17 protein-coding genes are annotated in these 15,449 nt (G+C 65.2%); all 17 read left to right on the forward strand.

From position 1 onward, the window contains the following. Window position 1: 1 nt before the first annotated feature. From ACE3QC_RS02355 to ACE3QC_RS02435, 17 genes are read left to right on the forward strand one after another with little or no spacing between them, the layout of a single operon-like run. Window positions 2–556, forward strand: a complete 555-nt coding sequence (locus ACE3QC_RS02355; protein WP_374405498.1) for an NADH-quinone oxidoreductase subunit B family protein — start codon at window positions 2–4, stop codon at window positions 554–556. Continuing rightward, window positions 553–762 carry a hypothetical protein gene (locus ACE3QC_RS02360; protein WP_374405499.1) on the forward strand — a complete coding sequence of 70 codons (210 nt, stop codon included), beginning with the start codon at window positions 553–555 and terminating at the stop codon, window positions 760–762. Before ACE3QC_RS02355 ends, ACE3QC_RS02360 begins: the two co-directional genes overlap by 4 nt. Next, the gene (locus ACE3QC_RS02365; protein WP_374405500.1) at window positions 759–1,607 is read left to right on the forward strand and encodes an NADH-quinone oxidoreductase subunit C; all 849 of its coding nucleotides are present in this window, start codon (window positions 759–761) and stop codon (window positions 1,605–1,607) included. Before ACE3QC_RS02360 ends, ACE3QC_RS02365 begins: the two co-directional genes overlap by 4 nt. Then, on the forward strand, window positions 1,604–2,818 hold the full coding sequence (locus tag ACE3QC_RS02370; RefSeq protein WP_374405501.1) for an NADH-quinone oxidoreductase subunit D: 1,215 nt from the start codon (window positions 1,604–1,606) through the stop codon (window positions 2,816–2,818). The genes ACE3QC_RS02365 and ACE3QC_RS02370 overlap by 4 nt, the downstream gene beginning before the upstream one ends. Further along, window positions 2,815–3,060, forward strand: a complete 246-nt coding sequence (locus tag ACE3QC_RS02375; RefSeq protein ID WP_374405502.1) for a hypothetical protein — start codon at window positions 2,815–2,817, stop codon at window positions 3,058–3,060. Before ACE3QC_RS02370 ends, ACE3QC_RS02375 begins: the two co-directional genes overlap by 4 nt. Further along, window positions 3,053–3,721, forward strand: a complete 669-nt coding sequence (gene nuoE / locus ACE3QC_RS02380) for an NADH-quinone oxidoreductase subunit NuoE (protein WP_374405503.1) — start codon at window positions 3,053–3,055, stop codon at window positions 3,719–3,721. The genes ACE3QC_RS02375 and nuoE overlap by 8 nt, the downstream gene beginning before the upstream one ends. After that, entirely contained in the window at window positions 3,721–3,864 is a 144-nt protein-coding gene (locus ACE3QC_RS02385) for a hypothetical protein (protein WP_374405504.1), read from the forward strand. The genes nuoE and ACE3QC_RS02385 overlap by 1 nt, the downstream gene beginning before the upstream one ends. Then, on the forward strand, window positions 3,864–5,156 hold the full coding sequence (gene nuoF, locus ACE3QC_RS02390; protein WP_374405505.1) for an NADH-quinone oxidoreductase subunit NuoF: 1,293 nt from the start codon (window positions 3,864–3,866) through the stop codon (window positions 5,154–5,156). Before ACE3QC_RS02385 ends, nuoF begins: the two co-directional genes overlap by 1 nt. Next, the gene (gene nuoG / locus ACE3QC_RS02395; protein ID WP_374405506.1) at window positions 5,156–7,153 is read left to right on the forward strand and encodes an NADH-quinone oxidoreductase subunit NuoG; all 1,998 of its coding nucleotides are present in this window, start codon (window positions 5,156–5,158) and stop codon (window positions 7,151–7,153) included. The genes nuoF and nuoG overlap by 1 nt, the downstream gene beginning before the upstream one ends. Continuing rightward, window positions 7,150–8,208, forward strand: a complete 1,059-nt coding sequence (gene nuoH, locus ACE3QC_RS02400; RefSeq protein WP_374405508.1) for an NADH-quinone oxidoreductase subunit NuoH — start codon at window positions 7,150–7,152, stop codon at window positions 8,206–8,208. Before nuoG ends, nuoH begins: the two co-directional genes overlap by 4 nt. After that, entirely contained in the window at window positions 8,205–8,690 is a 486-nt protein-coding gene (gene nuoI, locus ACE3QC_RS02405; protein ID WP_374405509.1) for an NADH-quinone oxidoreductase subunit NuoI, read from the forward strand. The genes nuoH and nuoI overlap by 4 nt, the downstream gene beginning before the upstream one ends. 15 nt (window positions 8,691–8,705) lie before the next feature. Further along, window positions 8,706–9,329 (forward strand): NADH-quinone oxidoreductase subunit J, encoded by a 624-nt coding sequence (locus ACE3QC_RS02410; protein WP_374405510.1) that lies wholly within the window; start codon window positions 8,706–8,708, stop codon window positions 9,327–9,329. Beyond that, entirely contained in the window at window positions 9,326–9,631 is a 306-nt protein-coding gene (gene nuoK, locus ACE3QC_RS02415) for an NADH-quinone oxidoreductase subunit NuoK (RefSeq protein WP_119512137.1), read from the forward strand. The genes ACE3QC_RS02410 and nuoK overlap by 4 nt, the downstream gene beginning before the upstream one ends. A 6-nt stretch (window positions 9,632–9,637) precedes the next feature. Next, window positions 9,638–11,701, forward strand: a complete 2,064-nt coding sequence (nuoL, locus tag ACE3QC_RS02420; RefSeq protein ID WP_374405511.1) for an NADH-quinone oxidoreductase subunit L — start codon at window positions 9,638–9,640, stop codon at window positions 11,699–11,701. Beyond that, window positions 11,701–13,275, forward strand: a complete 1,575-nt coding sequence (locus ACE3QC_RS02425) for an NADH-quinone oxidoreductase subunit M (protein WP_374405512.1) — start codon at window positions 11,701–11,703, stop codon at window positions 13,273–13,275. The genes nuoL and ACE3QC_RS02425 overlap by 1 nt, the downstream gene beginning before the upstream one ends. Further along, a complete protein-coding gene (gene nuoN / locus ACE3QC_RS02430) occupies window positions 13,275–14,735 on the forward strand; it encodes an NADH-quinone oxidoreductase subunit NuoN (RefSeq protein WP_374405513.1) in 1,461 nt (486 codons plus the stop codon). Before ACE3QC_RS02425 ends, nuoN begins: the two co-directional genes overlap by 1 nt. After that, window positions 14,732–15,442, forward strand: coding sequence for a biotin--[acetyl-CoA-carboxylase] ligase (locus ACE3QC_RS02435; RefSeq protein WP_374405514.1), 711 nt, complete (start codon window positions 14,732–14,734; stop codon window positions 15,440–15,442). The genes nuoN and ACE3QC_RS02435 overlap by 4 nt, the downstream gene beginning before the upstream one ends. Window positions 15,443–15,449: the final 7 nt, after the last annotated feature.

Genomic DNA, 15,449 nt, shown 5'->3' on the forward strand with positions numbered 1-15,449 from the left:
CATGAACCAGCTTTCCCCCGCCGCACAGGCAACCGCGCAACCGGGCGAGGTTCGCCAGCCCGACGCCGACTATTTCCGTGCCTTGCAGACCGAGGTGAACGACAAGGGCTTCCTCGTCACCAGCACCGAGGATCTGTTCCAGTGGGCGCGCACCGGCAGCCTGTGGTGGATGACCTTCGGCCTCGCCTGCTGCGCGGTCGAGATGATCCACGTCAACATGCCCCGCTACGACATGGAGCGCTTCGGTGCCGCCCCGCGCGCATCCCCGCGCCAGAGCGACGTGATGATCGTGGCCGGTACGCTGTGCAACAAGATGGCCCCGGCATTGCGCAAGGTCTACGACCAGATGTCGGATCCGAAATACGTCATCTCGATGGGCAGCTGCGCCAATGGCGGCGGCTATTATCACTACAGCTATTCGGTGGTGCGCGGCTGCGACCGCATCGTGCCGGTCGATATCTACGTGCCGGGCTGCCCGCCGACGGCGGAAGCGCTGCTCTACGGCGTGATGCAGTTGCAGCGTAAGATCCGCCGCGTGGGGACGATCGAGCGATGACGAAGCATCCACGCGCCCTGCAATTCGCTGGAGCCGTAATTGCGTTCGGCTCCATCATCCAGGTAGCATCGAAGCGAGACGCGCTCACGTTATTTGCTGACGGCCTCCCGGTGGCACTGGCTACCGGCGGTGTGTTTCTCGTCGGCACGTTCCTGACGGCGGCCCTTCTCGTCGTCGCAAGCCGTGCATGGGAAAATCGCCGATGAGCGTCGTCCATTCCGCTCCGAAGATCGCCTCGAACGAAGGCGTGAAGGATGCGCTGTCCGCGGCGCTCGGCGACATGCTCGTCGAAGCGCACGAGGAGCATGGCGAGATCCTGTTCGCCGTGAAGCGCGATCGCATTGAGGATGCCTTGCGCCTGCTGCGCGATCACCACGAATACCAGCAGCTGATGGAGATCGCGGGAGTCGATTACCCCGACCGGGCCGAGCGGTTCGAGGTCGTCTACATGCTGCTCAGTGTCACGAAGAACCACCGCGTGATGGTGAAGGTGTCCGCTTCGGAAAAGACCCCGGTGCCGACCGTCACCACGCTGTGGCCGGTCGCCGGCTGGCTCGAACGCGAGGTGTTCGACATGTACGGCGTGCTGTTCGACGGCAACACGGACCTGCGCCGCATCCTCACCGACTACGGCTTCGAAGGGCATCCCTTCCGCAAGGACTTCCCGCTCACCGGCTATCACGAACTGCGCTATTCCGAGGAGGAAAAGCGCGTGGTGTACGAGCCGGTGGACCTGCCGCAGGATCTGCGCCAGTTCGATTTCATGAGCCCGTGGGAAGGCGCGGACTACGTGCTGCCCGGCGACGAGAAGGCCGATACCCCACCTGTCGCCGAACCCAAGACCACCGAAAAGGCGGGCGATACCGGAGCGGGCGCCAAAACCGACAGCGAAGCTGCGGAGAAGGAAAGCAACGGTTCTCCGGCGCAGGAGAAGTCCGGCAAGGATGCTCCCCCGCCCGAGCCGACCGAGGACCGCAAGGGCAAGTCGAAGCGCAAGAGCGGGGCCAGCGGCACCGCTGCGGCTACCGAACCGAAGGGGAAGGGCGAATGAGTGGCCTCGTCATGGAGAACTCGCCGACCACCGATGGTGAGGTCGTCTCCAATTACACGATCAACTTCGGCCCGCAGCACCCCGCGGCGCACGGCGTGCTGCGCATGGTGATGGAGCTGGACGGCGAGCTCATCGAGCGGATCGATCCGCACGTCGGCCTGCTGCATCGCGGCACCGAGAAGCTGATCGAGCACAAGACCTATCTGCAGGCGCTGCCCTATTTCGACCGGCTCGATTATTGTTCGCCGCTGTGTCAGGAACACAGCTACGTCCTCGCGATCGAGAAGCTGCTCAACCTCGAGGTGCCGTTGCGCGGGCAATACCTGCGGGTGCTGTTCGCCGAGCTGACGCGCATCTGCAACCACATGCTCAACCTCGGCGCGCACATGATGGACGTGGGCGCGATGTCGCCCAACCTGTGGGTGTTCGAGCTGCGCGAAGACTGCATGAACTTCTTCGAGCGCGCATCGGGCGCGCGGATGCACAGCGCCTGGTTCCGCCCCGGCGGCGTGCACCAGGACGTGCCATTGAAGCTGCTGACCGACATCGGCGACTGGGTCGACACGCGCCTGCCCGAACTGTTCGGCGACGCGATGAGCCTGGTGCTCGACAACCGCATCTTCAAGCAGCGCAACGTCGACATCGCGGTGGTGAGCAAGGAAGACGCGCTGGCCTGGGGCTTCTCCGGCCCGATGATCCGCGCCGCGGGCATCCCGTGGGATCTGCGCAAGAGCCAGCCTTACGACGTCTACGACCGGATGGATTTCGAAATCCCGGTCGGCACGAACTCCGACTGCTACGACCGCTTCGTGGTTCGCGTGAAGGAAGTCTACGAAAGCGCGAAGATCATCAAGCAGTGCCTCGCCGAAATGCCCGAAGGGCCGGTCGCGAGTACCGATGGCAAGGTTTCCCCGCCCCGGCGCGGCGAGATGAAGCAGTCGATGGAAGCGCTGATCCACCACTTCAAGCTCTACACCGAAGGCTTCCACGTGCCCGCGGGCGAGGTCTACGTCGCGACCGAAAGCCCCAAGGGCGAATTCGGCGTCTATCTGGTGTCGGACGGGTCGAACAAGCCCTACCGCTGCAAGATTCGCCCGACGGCGTTCAGCCACCTCCAGGCGATGGATTTCATGTGCAAGGGCCACATGCTGCCCGACTCGATTCCCGCGCTGTGCGCGATCGACGTCGTGTTCGGGGAGTGCGACCGGTGAACCGCCGCAAGATCGCAATCCTGCTGGCCGGACTGCTAGTGGTGATCGCCGCTGCCGCTATAACTGTCGGCTATATCGGCGAGCACAATCGCGACATTGCAGCCGCCGAAAATGGTCGTCAGTCCGAAGAAGAGGATGGCGGCAGCTCCGCGCCCATCGCAGCGTTCGTGGCAATCTTTGCGGCTGTCATCGCAGCATCACAGGCCAGGAAATCCAAGCAGAACGGCGACAAGAATGGCTGATCGTCAACCCGCACCCGACACCCCCGAACTGCGCGAGCGGTGGGGCGCTTTCGCGTTCACCGAGGCTTACAAGGCCAGGGCCGACACCGCGATCGCGCGCTATCCCGAGGGGCGGCAGCGCAGCGCGGTGATGCCGCTGCTCGATCTCGCCCAGCGGCAGGTGGGCGAGGAAACCGATACGCAGGGCTGGCTGCCGTTGCCGGTGATTGAGTACGTCGCGGGCTACCTCGACATGCCGGTGATCCGCGTGCTCGAGGTCGCGACGTTCTATTTCATGTACAACATGAAGCCGGTCGGGAAATTCCACGTGCAGGTCTGCGGCACCACGCCGTGCATGCTGCGCGGGTCGGACGGCCTGATGGAAACGTGCACGGCGCGCGGCATGCGCAAGGGCCACGTCTCCGAAGACGGGCTGTGGACGCTGACCGAGGTCGAGTGCATGGGCAACTGCGCGACCGCGCCGATGGTCCAGATCAACGACGACAACTACGAGGATCTGACGCCCGAACGCCTCGACGCGGTGCTCGATGCACTGGCGGCGGGGGAGCAGCCGAAAACCGGCACGCAGGAACCGGGCCGCCACACCAGCGAACCCGTGGGCGGGCCGAGCACGCTCAAGGAAATGGTCGACGCCAACCACGATTACCGGGGGGAATGGTGATGCCCGCCGACATCATTACCATTATCGTCGCGCTGATCCTGATCGTGATCGCGTGGAAGGCCTTCACCGGCATCGTGAAGACGCTGGCGTTGGTGGCGATCCTGATCGTCGCCGCGATCGTCGTGTTTGGAGGTAGCTTCTGATGCTCGCGGACAAGGACCGCATCTTCACCAACCTCTACGGTTTTCAGGACTGGGGCCTGAAGGCGGCCGAGGCGCGCGGGGACTGGGACGATACCAAGGCCCTGATCGCGCGTGGGCAGGACGCGATCATCGAAGAGGTGAAGGCGAGCGGCTTGCGCGGCCGGGGCGGGGCGGGCTTTCCCACCGGCCTCAAATGGTCGTTCATGCCGAAAGAGAGCAAGGACGGCCGGCCGAGCTTCCTCGTCATCAATGCTGACGAATCCGAGCCGGGTAGTTGCAAGGATCGCGAGATCATCCGGCACGATCCGCACAAGCTGATCGAAGGCGCGCTGGTCGCGGGTTTCGCGATGCGTGCGCGGGCGGCCTATATCTACATTCGCGGCGAGTTCATTCGCGAGGCCGAGACGCTGCAGGCGGCGATCGATCAGGCGTACGACGCCGGGTTGATCGGCAAGAACGCCAGCGGGTCGGGCTACGATTTCGACGTGTTCATGCACCGCGGCGCGGGCGCCTACATCTGCGGCGAAGAAACCGCGATGATCGAGAGCCTCGAGGGCAAGAAGGGCCAGCCGCGCCTCAAGCCCCCGTTCCCGGCGGGCGCGGGCCTCTACGGCTGCCCGACCACGGTGAACAATGTCGAGAGCATCGCGGTCGTCCCCACGATCCTGCGGCGCGGCGCGTCGTGGTTCTCCAGCTTCGGGCGCGAGAACAACAAGGGCACCAAGCTGTTCCAGATCAGCGGCCACGTGGAAAAGCCCTGCGTCGTCGAGGAAGCGATGGGCATCCCGTTCAAGGAACTGATCGAGAAGCACTGCGGTGGCATCATCGGCGGGTGGGACAACCTGCTCGCGGTGATCCCCGGCGGTTCCTCGGTGCCGCTGGTCCCGGCAGCGCAGATCATGGACGCGCCGATGGATTTCGACGGGCTCAAGGAGCTCGGCAGCGGTCTCGGCACCGCAGGCGTGATCGTGATGGACAAGTCCACCGACATCGTCCGCGCGATCAGCCGCATCAGCTATTTCTACAAACACGAGAGCTGCGGCCAGTGCACCCCCTGCCGCGAGGGCACCGGGTGGATGTGGCGCGTGATGGAACGCCTGCGCACCGGCGACGCGGCGATCGAGGAAATCGACCTTCTCCAGCAAGTCACCAAGCAGGTCGAGGGCCACACCATCTGCGCACTGGGGGATGCCGCCGCCTGGCCAATCCAGGGCTTGATCCGCCATTTCCGCCCCGAGCTGGAACGGCGCATCGAGGAGCATAATGCGAACTTTGCCGAGGCAGCCGAATAATGCCTAAAGTCACCGTAGACGGTCAGGAAATCGAGGTTCCGGACGGGGCCACCGTGCTGCAGGCGTGCGAGCTTGCGGGCAAGGAGATTCCGCGCTTCTGCTATCATGAGCGGTTGTCCATCGCGGGCAATTGCCGGATGTGCCTCGTCGAGGTGAAGCCCGGGCCGCCCAAGCCGCAGGCGAGCTGCGCGCTGCCGGCTGCCGACGGTCAGGAAATCCGCACCGACAGCCAGATGGTCAAGACCGCGCGCGAAGGGGTGATGGAGTTCCTGCTCATCAACCACCCGCTCGACTGCCCGATCTGCGACCAGGGCGGCGAGTGCGACCTGCAGGATCAGGCGATGGCCTATGGCCGTGGCGGCACGCGCTATCACGAGAACAAGCGCGCGGTAACCGAGAAGTACATGGGCCCGCTGATCAAGACGATCATGACCCGCTGCATCCACTGCACCCGCTGCGTGCGCTTCTCGGAAGAGATCGCGGGCGTGGACGAGATCGGCGCGCTCTATCGCGGCGAGGACATGCAGATCACGACTTATCTTGAGGAGGCCGCCAAGCACGAGCTTTCGGCCAACGTGATCGACCTGTGCCCGGTCGGTGCGCTCACAAGCCGCCCCTACGCGTTCGAAGCGCGGCCGTGGGAGCTGAAGAAGACGCTGAGCATCGACGTGTCCGACGCGGTCGGCGCGAACATTCGCCTCGACAGCCGCGGGCGCGAGGTCATGCGCGCGCTTCCCCGCGTGAACGACGACGTGAACGAGGAATGGATCAGCGACAAGGCGCGCTATCAGGTCGACGGCCTCACCCGCCGCCGGCTCGACAAGGTGTGGATCCGCAAGGCCGGCAAGTTGCAGCAGGCGAACTGGGACGAGGCGTTCAAGGCGATCGCCAAGGCCAAGCCGGGCGCCAGCATCGCCGCGATCGCGGGCGATCTGGTCGATTGCGAGACGATGTTCGCGGCGAAGAAGCTGCTCGGCGCGATGGGATCGGAGCTGCTCGAAGGGCGGCAGACCGGGATGGACTATCCGGCCGACAACATGGCCGCGGTGGCGTTCAACTCGACGTTCGCGGGTATCGAGACCGCCGATGCGATCCTGATCGTGGGCAGCAACGTCCGCCACGAAGCGGCGTTGGTCAACGTGCGGCTGCGCAAGGCGGCGAAGCGCGGGGCGAAGGTCTTCGTGGTCGGACCCCACTGGGACACGACATATCCGGCCGAGTTTCTCGGCGACGATGCGGGCGTGCTGCATGATCTTCCGGCGCATGTTGCCGAAGCGTTCGACGCGGCCGAGCGTCCGGCGGTGATCGTCGGTGCAGGCGGGCTCGCGGCAGGCGCGTTCCACGCCGCGCTCGGGCTGTCGCAGGGCTGGGCGCGTGAAGGGTGGAACGGCTTCAACGTGCTTCATACCGCCGCGTCGCGGATGGGCGGGCTGATGCTCGGCTACGCGCAGAAGGGCGGCATCGCGGATGTCGTGAAGGCCGCGCCGAAGGTCGTGCTCGCGCTGGGCGCGGACGAAGTCGACTGGTCGGCGTTCGGCGATAGCCTCAAGGTCTATATCGGTCATCACGGCGACAAGGGCGCGCACGCGGCGGATGTGATCCTGCCTGCGGCGAGCTATGCCGAGAAGGACGGCACCTACGTCAACACCGAGGGCCGCGTGCAGTTCGCCGAAAAGGCGGTCTTCGCCCCGGGCGACGCGCGCGAGGACTGGACGATCCTGCGCGCGCTGGCCGATGCGCTGGGCGTCGAGGTCGGGTTCGACAGCTTCGCCGAATTGCAGGCCGCGATGATCGCCGAAGTGCCCGCGCTGGGCGAGGAAGGGCTGGCCGAATACGGCAAGCTGCCCAAGGCCGGGAAAGCCAAGGCAAAGGGCCGCATCGCCTATCCGATCAAGGATTTCTACCTGACCAACGCCATCGCCCGCGCCAGCGCGGTGATGCAGCAATGCTCGGCCGAACTCGTCCACGGCGAGGAAATGCTGGAGGCCGCGGAATGACCGCCTTCTTCCAATCGCTCGGCATGACGTACGACTGGGCGTGGTTCGTCGCCACGATCGCGGGCATCCTGTTGATCGCGCTGCCGCTGATGCTCAGCGTCGCGATGATCATCTATGCCGACCGCAAGATCTGGGCGGCGATCGCGCTGCGCCGAGGCCCTAACGTGGTCGGCCCGTTCGGCCTGTTGCAGAGCTTCGCCGACGGGCTGAAGGTCTTCCTGCAGGAAACCATCATCCCCTCGGCGGCGAACAAGGGCCTGTTCCTGATCGCACCGATCGTGACCTTCACCGTGGCGCTGCTCGCCTGGGCGGTAATCCCGTTCGGGCCGGATGCGGTGCTGGCCGACATCAACATCGGCCTGCTCTACGTGCTCGCGATCAGCTCGCTCGGGGTGTATGGCGTCGTGGTATCGGGCTGGGCCTCGAACTCGAAGTATCCGTTCTTCAGCGCGATGCGCGCCGCTGCCCAGATGATCTCCTACGAAGTCTCGATCGGCTTCATCCTCGTCTGCGTTATCATGTACGCGGGCACGAGCAACATGAACGGCATCATCGAGGCGCAGCGCGGGCACGGCCTCGGGCTGGTGAACGGCTACTTCTTCAACGTGCTGCTATTCCCGGTGTGGGTGATGTTCCTCATCTCGGCGTTGGCCGAAACCGCGCGCGCGCCATTCGATCTGACCGAGGCGGAAAGCGAGCTCGTCGCCGGGTATCAGACCGAATACAGTTCGATGAGCTTCGCGCTGTTCTGGCTCGGCGAATACGCCAACGTGCTGCTGATGTGCGCGCTGAACGCCATCCTGTTCTTCGGCGGCTGGCTGCCCCCGCTCAACATCGACCTGATCCCGTGGTTCGACGTTCCGGGCTGGATCTGGCTGTTCGCCAAGATCTTCTTCTTTTTCTTCATCTTCAGCTGGGTGAAGGCCACCGTCCCCCGCTTCCGCTACGACCAGCTGATGCGCCTGGGCTGGAAGGTCTTCCTGCCGCTAAGCCTGCTGTTCGTGGTGCTCGTTTCAGGCTGGCTGATGTTCACCCGTTACGGAGTCGCCGCATGAGCGTCGCCCATCTCATCAAGTCGTTCACCCTGTGGGAGTTCGTGAAGGCGCATGCCCTCACGCTGAAGTACTTCTTCAAGCCCAAGGCGACGATCAACTACCCTTACGAAAAGAACCCGATCAGCCCGCGCTTTCGCGGCGAACATGCGCTCCGCCGCTATCCCAACGGGGAGGAACGCTGCATCGCGTGCAAGCTGTGCGAGGCAGTGTGTCCGGCGCAGGCGATCACTATCGAGAGCGAACCGCGTGACGACGGCAGCCGCCGCACGACGCGCTACGACATCGACATGACCAAGTGCATCTACTGCGGCTTCTGCCAGGAAGCCTGCCCGGTGGATGCCATCGTCGAAGGGCCGAACTTCGAATACGCGACCGAAACGCGCGAGGAACTGCTCTACGACAAGGCGAAACTGCTGGCGAACGGGGACAAGTGGGAGCGGGCGATCGCCGCGAACCTTGAAGCCGATGCGCCCTACCGATAGGGGCCGCGCCGACCAATGATCCAGACTCTCGCCTTCTACATGTTCGCGTTTCTCGTGGTCGCCAGCGGCGTCTTCACGATCATGGCGCGCAACCCGGTCCATTCGGTGCTGTGGCTGATCCTCGCGTTCTTCAACGCGGCGGGCCTGATGGTGATCGTGGGCGCCGAATTCATCGCCGCGCTGCTGGTGATCGTCTATGTCGGCGCGGTCGCGGTGCTGTTCCTGTTCGTCGTCATGATGCTCGACATCGACTTCGCCGAACTGCGCGCCGGGTTCATCAAGAACTTCCCGCTTGGCATCGCCATCGCGCTGGTGCTGCTGGCGGAGCTGGTGCTGGGCATCGGCGCCTACCGCGCGGGTGCGCTTGAACTGGGCGTGCCGGACGGTTCCGCCGCCCCGGCGCTCGATCGCGCGAACATCGAGAGCCTCGGCCTCGTGCTGTTCGGCAAGTACCTGTTCCTGTTCGAAGTGGCGGGCATCATCCTGCTCGTCGGCATGATCGGCGCGATCGTGCTGACGCACCGCCAGCGCCCCGAAGGCGCGCGGGGGCATCAAGACATCGGCAAGCAGGTCCGCCGCCGTCCGCAGGACGCGACGGTCATGAAGAAGCCGGAAGTGGGCAAGGGGGTCGAGCTGTGATCGGCATCGAACATTACGTCGTCGTCAGCGCGATCCTGTTCGTGCTCGGCGTGCTCGGCATCTTCCTCAATCGCAAGAACGTGATCGTGATCCTGATGGCTATCGAGCTGATCCTGCTCGCGGTGAACATCAACCTCGTCGCGTTCAGCGCCTTCCTCGGCGACATGACGGGGCAGGTCTTCGCGATGTTCGTGCTGACCGTCGCCGCCGGCGAAGCGGCGATCGGGCTGGCGATCCTCGTGATCTATTTCCGCGGCCGCGGGACCATCGCGGTCGACGACGTCAACCGGATGAAGGGATAATCATTCGTGCAGACGTCGATCCTCCTCATCGTATTCCTGCCCCTGCTCGCGGCAATCGTCGGCGGGCTGGGCAACCGCGCGCTTGGCAACACGGTGGTGAAATCGCTCACCACCGGGGCGCTGTTCGTGTCATGCGCGCTCTCGTGGCCGATCTTCCTCGGCTTCCTCGCGGGTAGCGCCGAGGCGCAGGTCGTGCCGGTGCTGCAATGGGTGCAGTCGGGCGCGCTGAGCTTCGACTGGGCGCTGCGGGTCGATACGCTGACGGCGGTCATGCTGGTGGTCATCACCACCGTTTCCGCGCTCGTGCATCTCTACAGCTGGGGCTACATGGCCGAAGACCCGGACCAGCCGCGGTTCTTCGCCTACCTCTCGCTGTTCACCTTCGCGATGCTGATGCTGGTGACGGCGGACAACCTGGTTCAGATGTTCTTCGGCTGGGAAGGCGTCGGCCTCGCCAGTTACCTGCTGATCGGGTTCTGGTTCAGGAAACCGAGCGCCAACAAAGCGGCGATCAAGGCCTTCGTGGTCAACCGCGTGGGCGACCTCGGCTTCATGCTCGGCATCTTCGGCACCTTCCTGGTGTTCCAGACGACCTCGATCCCCGAAATCCTCGCCGCCGCGCCGGGCATGAGCGGCAGCACGATCGGCTTCCTCGGCATGCGGCTGCAGACGATGGACGTGCTGTGCATCCTCCTGTTCATCGGCGCGATGGGCAAGTCGGCACAGCTCGGTCTGCACACCTGGCTGCCCGACGCGATGGAAGGCCCGACCCCGGTTTCCGCGCTGATCCACGCCGCCACGATGGTGACGGCGGGCGTATTCATGGTCTGCCGGCTGTCGCCGATGTTCGAGACCGCGCCGGTCGCGCTCGCCATGGTGACGTTCGTCGGCGCCGCGACCTGCTTCTTCGCCGCGACGATCGGCACCACCCAGTGGGACATCAAGCGGGTGATTGCCTATTCGACCTGTAGCCAGCTCGGCTACATGTTCTTCGCCGCGGGCGTGGGCGCCTATGGCGCGGCGATGTTCCACCTGTTCACGCACGCGTTCTTCAAGGCGCTGCTGTTCCTCGGCGCGGGCTCTGTCATCCACGCGATGCACCACGAGCAGGACATGCGCTATTACGGCGGCTTGCGTAAGCGCATCCCGTTCACCTTCTATGCGATGCTGGCGGGCACGCTGGCGATCACCGGTGTCGGCATCTACTGGCTCCACGCCGGCTTCGCGGGCTTCCATTCGAAGGACGCCATCCTCGAGGTCGCCTTCGCGCGCGGCACCGAACTGGGCACGTTTGCCTTCTGGATGGGTGCGATCGCCGCGCTGCTGACCAGTTTCTATTCCTGGCGCCTGATGTTCCTGACCTTCTGGGGCAAGCCGCGCTGGGCCGAAAGCGAGCATATCCAGCACGCCGTCCACCACGGGCACGACGAGCCGGAAGAGGCCAATCCGCCGGCGCAGGAAGATGCTGGCGAGGATGCCGCGCACCACGTTCCCGCCCCCGAGCACGGAGACGGCACGGCCGGCTATCATCCGCACGAGAGCCCGCTCTCGATGCTGATCCCGCTCGGCGTGCTGACGCTGGGTGCGGTTTTCGCGGGCTGGGTGTTCAGCCACGCCTTCCTCGACGATCCAGAATTCTGGGGCGGCTCGATCTTCTACAACGAAGCGCTGGTGCATCAGATGCACGCAGTGCCGCTGTGGGTGAAGCTGACCGCGAGCGTGGTCATGCTGCTGGGCCTGCTGGGCGCGTGGTTCGCCTACATCCGTGACACCTCGGTGCCGGGCAAGTTCGTCGACCAGTTCCGCCTGGTGCACAATTTCGTCTACCGGAAATGGTATTTCGACGAGCTCTACAACCTCGTATTCGTAAAGCCTGCCTTCTGGCTCGGCCGCCAGTTCTGGCTGCGCGGCGACAAGGGCCTGATCGATCGCTTCGGGCCCGATGGCGCCGCTTGGGTCGTGGTCAAGGGCGCGGCGGTCGCGAAGAAGATGCAGTCCGGATATCTCTATAGTTACGCGCTGATCATGCTCCTCGGGCTGGTCGCCGCGGTTACCTGGGTACTGATGTAATGGGGGGCTTCCCGATCCTTTCGCTGATGCTGGCGGTGCCGCTGGTCGCAGGGCTCGCGTGCCTGTTCGTCGAGGCGAAGGCCGCACGCACGATCGCGCTCGCCGCGACGCTGGTGAACCTCGCGCTCGGCATCGCGCTGTGGCTCAATTTCGATATCGGCGGCGCGCAGTGGCAGTACGTCGAGCGTTACGAGCTGTTCGCGGGCTTCAACTACGCGCTCGGGATCGACGGGATCGCGCTGCTGCTGATCGTGCTCAGCACGTTCCTGATGCCGATCTGCATCCTCGCGAGCTGGGAAGCGATCAGCAAGCGCGTGGGCGAATACATGGCCGCGTTCCTGCTGATGGAACTGCTGATGATCGGCGTGTTCGCGGCGCAGGACCTGTTCCTGTTCTACATCTTCTTCGAAGCCGGCCTGATCCCGATGTACCTGATCATCGGCATCTGGGGCGGGCAGGATCGGATCTACGCCAGCTACAAGTTCTTCCTCTACACGCTGCTCGGCTCGGTGCTGATGCTGATCGCGATGCTGTGGATGGTGAACGAGGCGGGCACCACCGACATCCCGACGCTGATGCAGTACGATTTCCCGCCTGCTGCACAGACCTGGCTGTTCCTCGCCTTCTTCGCCAGCTTCGCGGTGAAGATGCCGATGTGGCCGGTCCACACCTGGCTACCCGACGCGCACGTGCAGGCACCGACCGCAGGCTCGGTGATCCTCGCAGGCGTGCTGCTGAAGATGGGCGGCTACGGCTTCATCCGCTTCAGCCTGCCGATGTTCCCCGAAGCGAGCGCGCAGTTCGCCTGGCTGATCTGGGGCCTCTCGATGGCCGCCGTCGTCATCACCAGCCTGATCGCGCTGGTGCAGCAGGACATGAAGAAGCTGATCGCCTACTCCTCGGTCGCGCACATGGCGATCGTGACCATCGGCCTGTTCGCGTTCAACGTGCAGGGCCTGGAAGGCGCGATGATCGTGATGCTCAGCCACGGACTCGTGTCGGGCGCGCTGTTCCTCTGCGTGGGCGTGATCTACGACCGGCTGCACACGCGCGAGATCGACCGTTACGGCGGCCTCTCGATCAACATGCCCAAGTATGCCCTGTTCTTCATGCTGTTCACGATGGCGAGCATCGGCCTTCCGGGCACGAGCGGCTTCGTCGGCGAGTTCTTGAGCCTCGCGGGTATCTACCAGGCGAACACTTGGGTCACGCTGGTGTGCACCACCGGCATCATTTTGGGCGCAGGCTACATGCTCTACCTCTACTGGCGCATCGCATTCGGCGTGCAGAAGAACGCCGACGCCGCCGCCATGCCCGATCTCAACCCGCGCGAATGGGTGATGCTCGCGCCGATCGCGGCCGCCGTGCTATGGATGGGCGTCTATCCGGAAAGCTTCCTCGCCCCGATGCGGCAGGACATCGCGGCGCTCGACGCACGCCTCGCCCGCGCCGCGCCCGCAAGCGACTCGCGTCCCGAAGCGGGTACGCCGCGCGCGCAGGCCGCCAATGCGGTGGCGGGCGCGCATGGCGAAAGCCATGACGTCCCGGGTGATGCAGCGGAGGGAGCGCACTGATGGACGTCCAGTCTTCGCTCGCGCTGATCGCGCCCGAAATCGTGCTCGGTCTCTCGGGGCTGGCGCTGCTGCTGATTGCGGCGTGGAGCCGCAATTCGGGCCGCCTCGTCAGCATTCTCGCCGCTGTGGCGCTTGGTGCCGGCACGTTCCTCGTTGCGCCCGCGCTGTGCAGCGGCGCGATGGGGCCGGACACGCTGGCCTTCGGCGGCCAGTTTGCCGCCGACGCCTTCGCGTCGTTCGCCAAGATCCTGATCTTCCTCGCGGCGATCGGCTGCCTGATGGTCGCGCCGACCTTCTTCGATCGGGACGGTGCGATCCGGTCGGAATATCCGGTGCTGATTGTGTTCGCGGCGCTCGGCATGGCGATCATGGTCTCGGCAACCGATTTCATGACGCTCTATCTCGGGCTCGAACTCAACAGCCTCTCGGCTTACGTGCTCGCTTCGTTCATGCGCAGCGACGACCGTTCGGCCGAGGCTGGGCTCAAGTATTTCGTGCTCGGCGCGCTGGCGAGCGGCATTCTGCTCTACGGTGTGAGCCTCGTTTACGGCTTCACCGGCACCACCGCGTTTTCGGGCGTGCGCGCCGCACTGGCGGGCGAGATGTCGATGGGGCTGCTGTTCGGGCTGATCTTCGTGCTCGCCGGGCTGGCGTTCAAGATCGCGGCGGTGCCGTTCCATATGTGGACGCCCGACGTGTACGAAGGCGCGCCGACGCCGGTGACGACGTTCTTCGCTACCGCGCCCAAGGTCGCCGCGATCGCGCTGACCGCGCGCGTCGCGCTCGACGCCTTCGGTACGCAGGCCGATGCGTGGCGGCAGATCGTGATCTTCGCCGCGCTCGGCTCGATCGTGGTCGGTGCGCTGGGTGCGATCGGCCAGACGAACCTCAAGCGGCTGCTCGCTTATTCCTCGATCAACAACGTCGGCTTCATCCTGATCGGTCTGGCCGCCGCGACCGCCGCCGGTGTTTCGGCGATGCTGGTCTACCTCGCGATCTACGTCGCGATGTCGCTCGGCAGCTTCGTCGCCGTGCTGATGCTGCGCAACGCGCAGGGTGAGCAGGTCGAGGGCGTGGCGGACATCGCCGGGCTGTCGAGCAGCCGTCCGCTGCTCGCGCTGTGCCTCGCGATGATGATGTTCAGCCTCGCGGGCATCCCGCCGCTGTTCGGCTTCTGGGGCAAGTTCGTGGTGTTTCAGGCGGCGGTGCAGGCCGATCTGGTGGTCCTCGCCGCGATCGGCATCGCGGCCAGCGTGATCGGCGCGTTCTACTACATCAAGATCGTCAAGGTGATGTACTTCGACGATCCGGCCGAGGTCGTGACGGGCAATGCCGGTTGGGCGCACTGGCTGATCCTCGCGGTGACCGCGGTGATCGTCTCGCCGCTCGGCTACCTGCTCACGCGCGTGCTGGGCGACTTTGCCGACAGGGCCGCCGCGGCGCTGCTGTTCGTCGCTTGATCCGCACAGTCGCCGAAACCGGATCGACCAACGCCGATCTCGCAGCGCGCCTTCGCGCGGGCGAGCACGTGACGGAGGGTGATTGGCTGGTGGCCGATCGGCAGGTCGCCGGGCGCGGTCGGCAGGGGCGGCCGTGGTCGGACGGCGCGGGCAATTTCATGGGTTCGACCGTGCTGCGCCCCGGTGCGGGCGATCCACCCGCGCACACCCTGACGCTCGCGGTCGCGCTGGCGCTCTACGAGGCGCTGCTGCCGCTGCTCGCCGACCCACAGGCGTTGACGATCAAGTGGCCCAACGATCTGCTGCTCGGCGGAGCCAAGCTGTCGGGCATCCTGCTCGAGCGTGAGGGGACAGCGGTCGTCATCGGTATCGGGGTTAATCTTGCACAAGCCCCGGAACTGCCCGACCGGCCGACGATGGCGCTGTCCCGCCTCGGCCCTGCGCCCGACCGCGACGCTTTCGCGCTCTCGCTCGCCGCCGCCTTCGACCGCGAGATCGAGCGCTGGCGCACTTTCGGCACCGAGCCGCTGATCCGCCGCTGGCTCGCCGCCGCGCATCCGGTCGGTACTCCGCTGAAGGTTCACGACGCGGGCGGCACAGCCATACCGGGTACGTTCGAGGGCCTCGCGCCCGACGCCTCGCTCCTGCTGCGCTTGGACAACGGCACGCGCCGTGCCATCCATGCCGGCGACGTCACGCTCGGTTGAAGGAACC

Origin of the sequence: Pelagerythrobacter sp. (assembly GCF_041912895.1) — a bacterium.
In the GTDB taxonomy this organism is placed as follows: domain Bacteria; phylum Pseudomonadota; class Alphaproteobacteria; order Sphingomonadales; family Sphingomonadaceae; genus Pelagerythrobacter.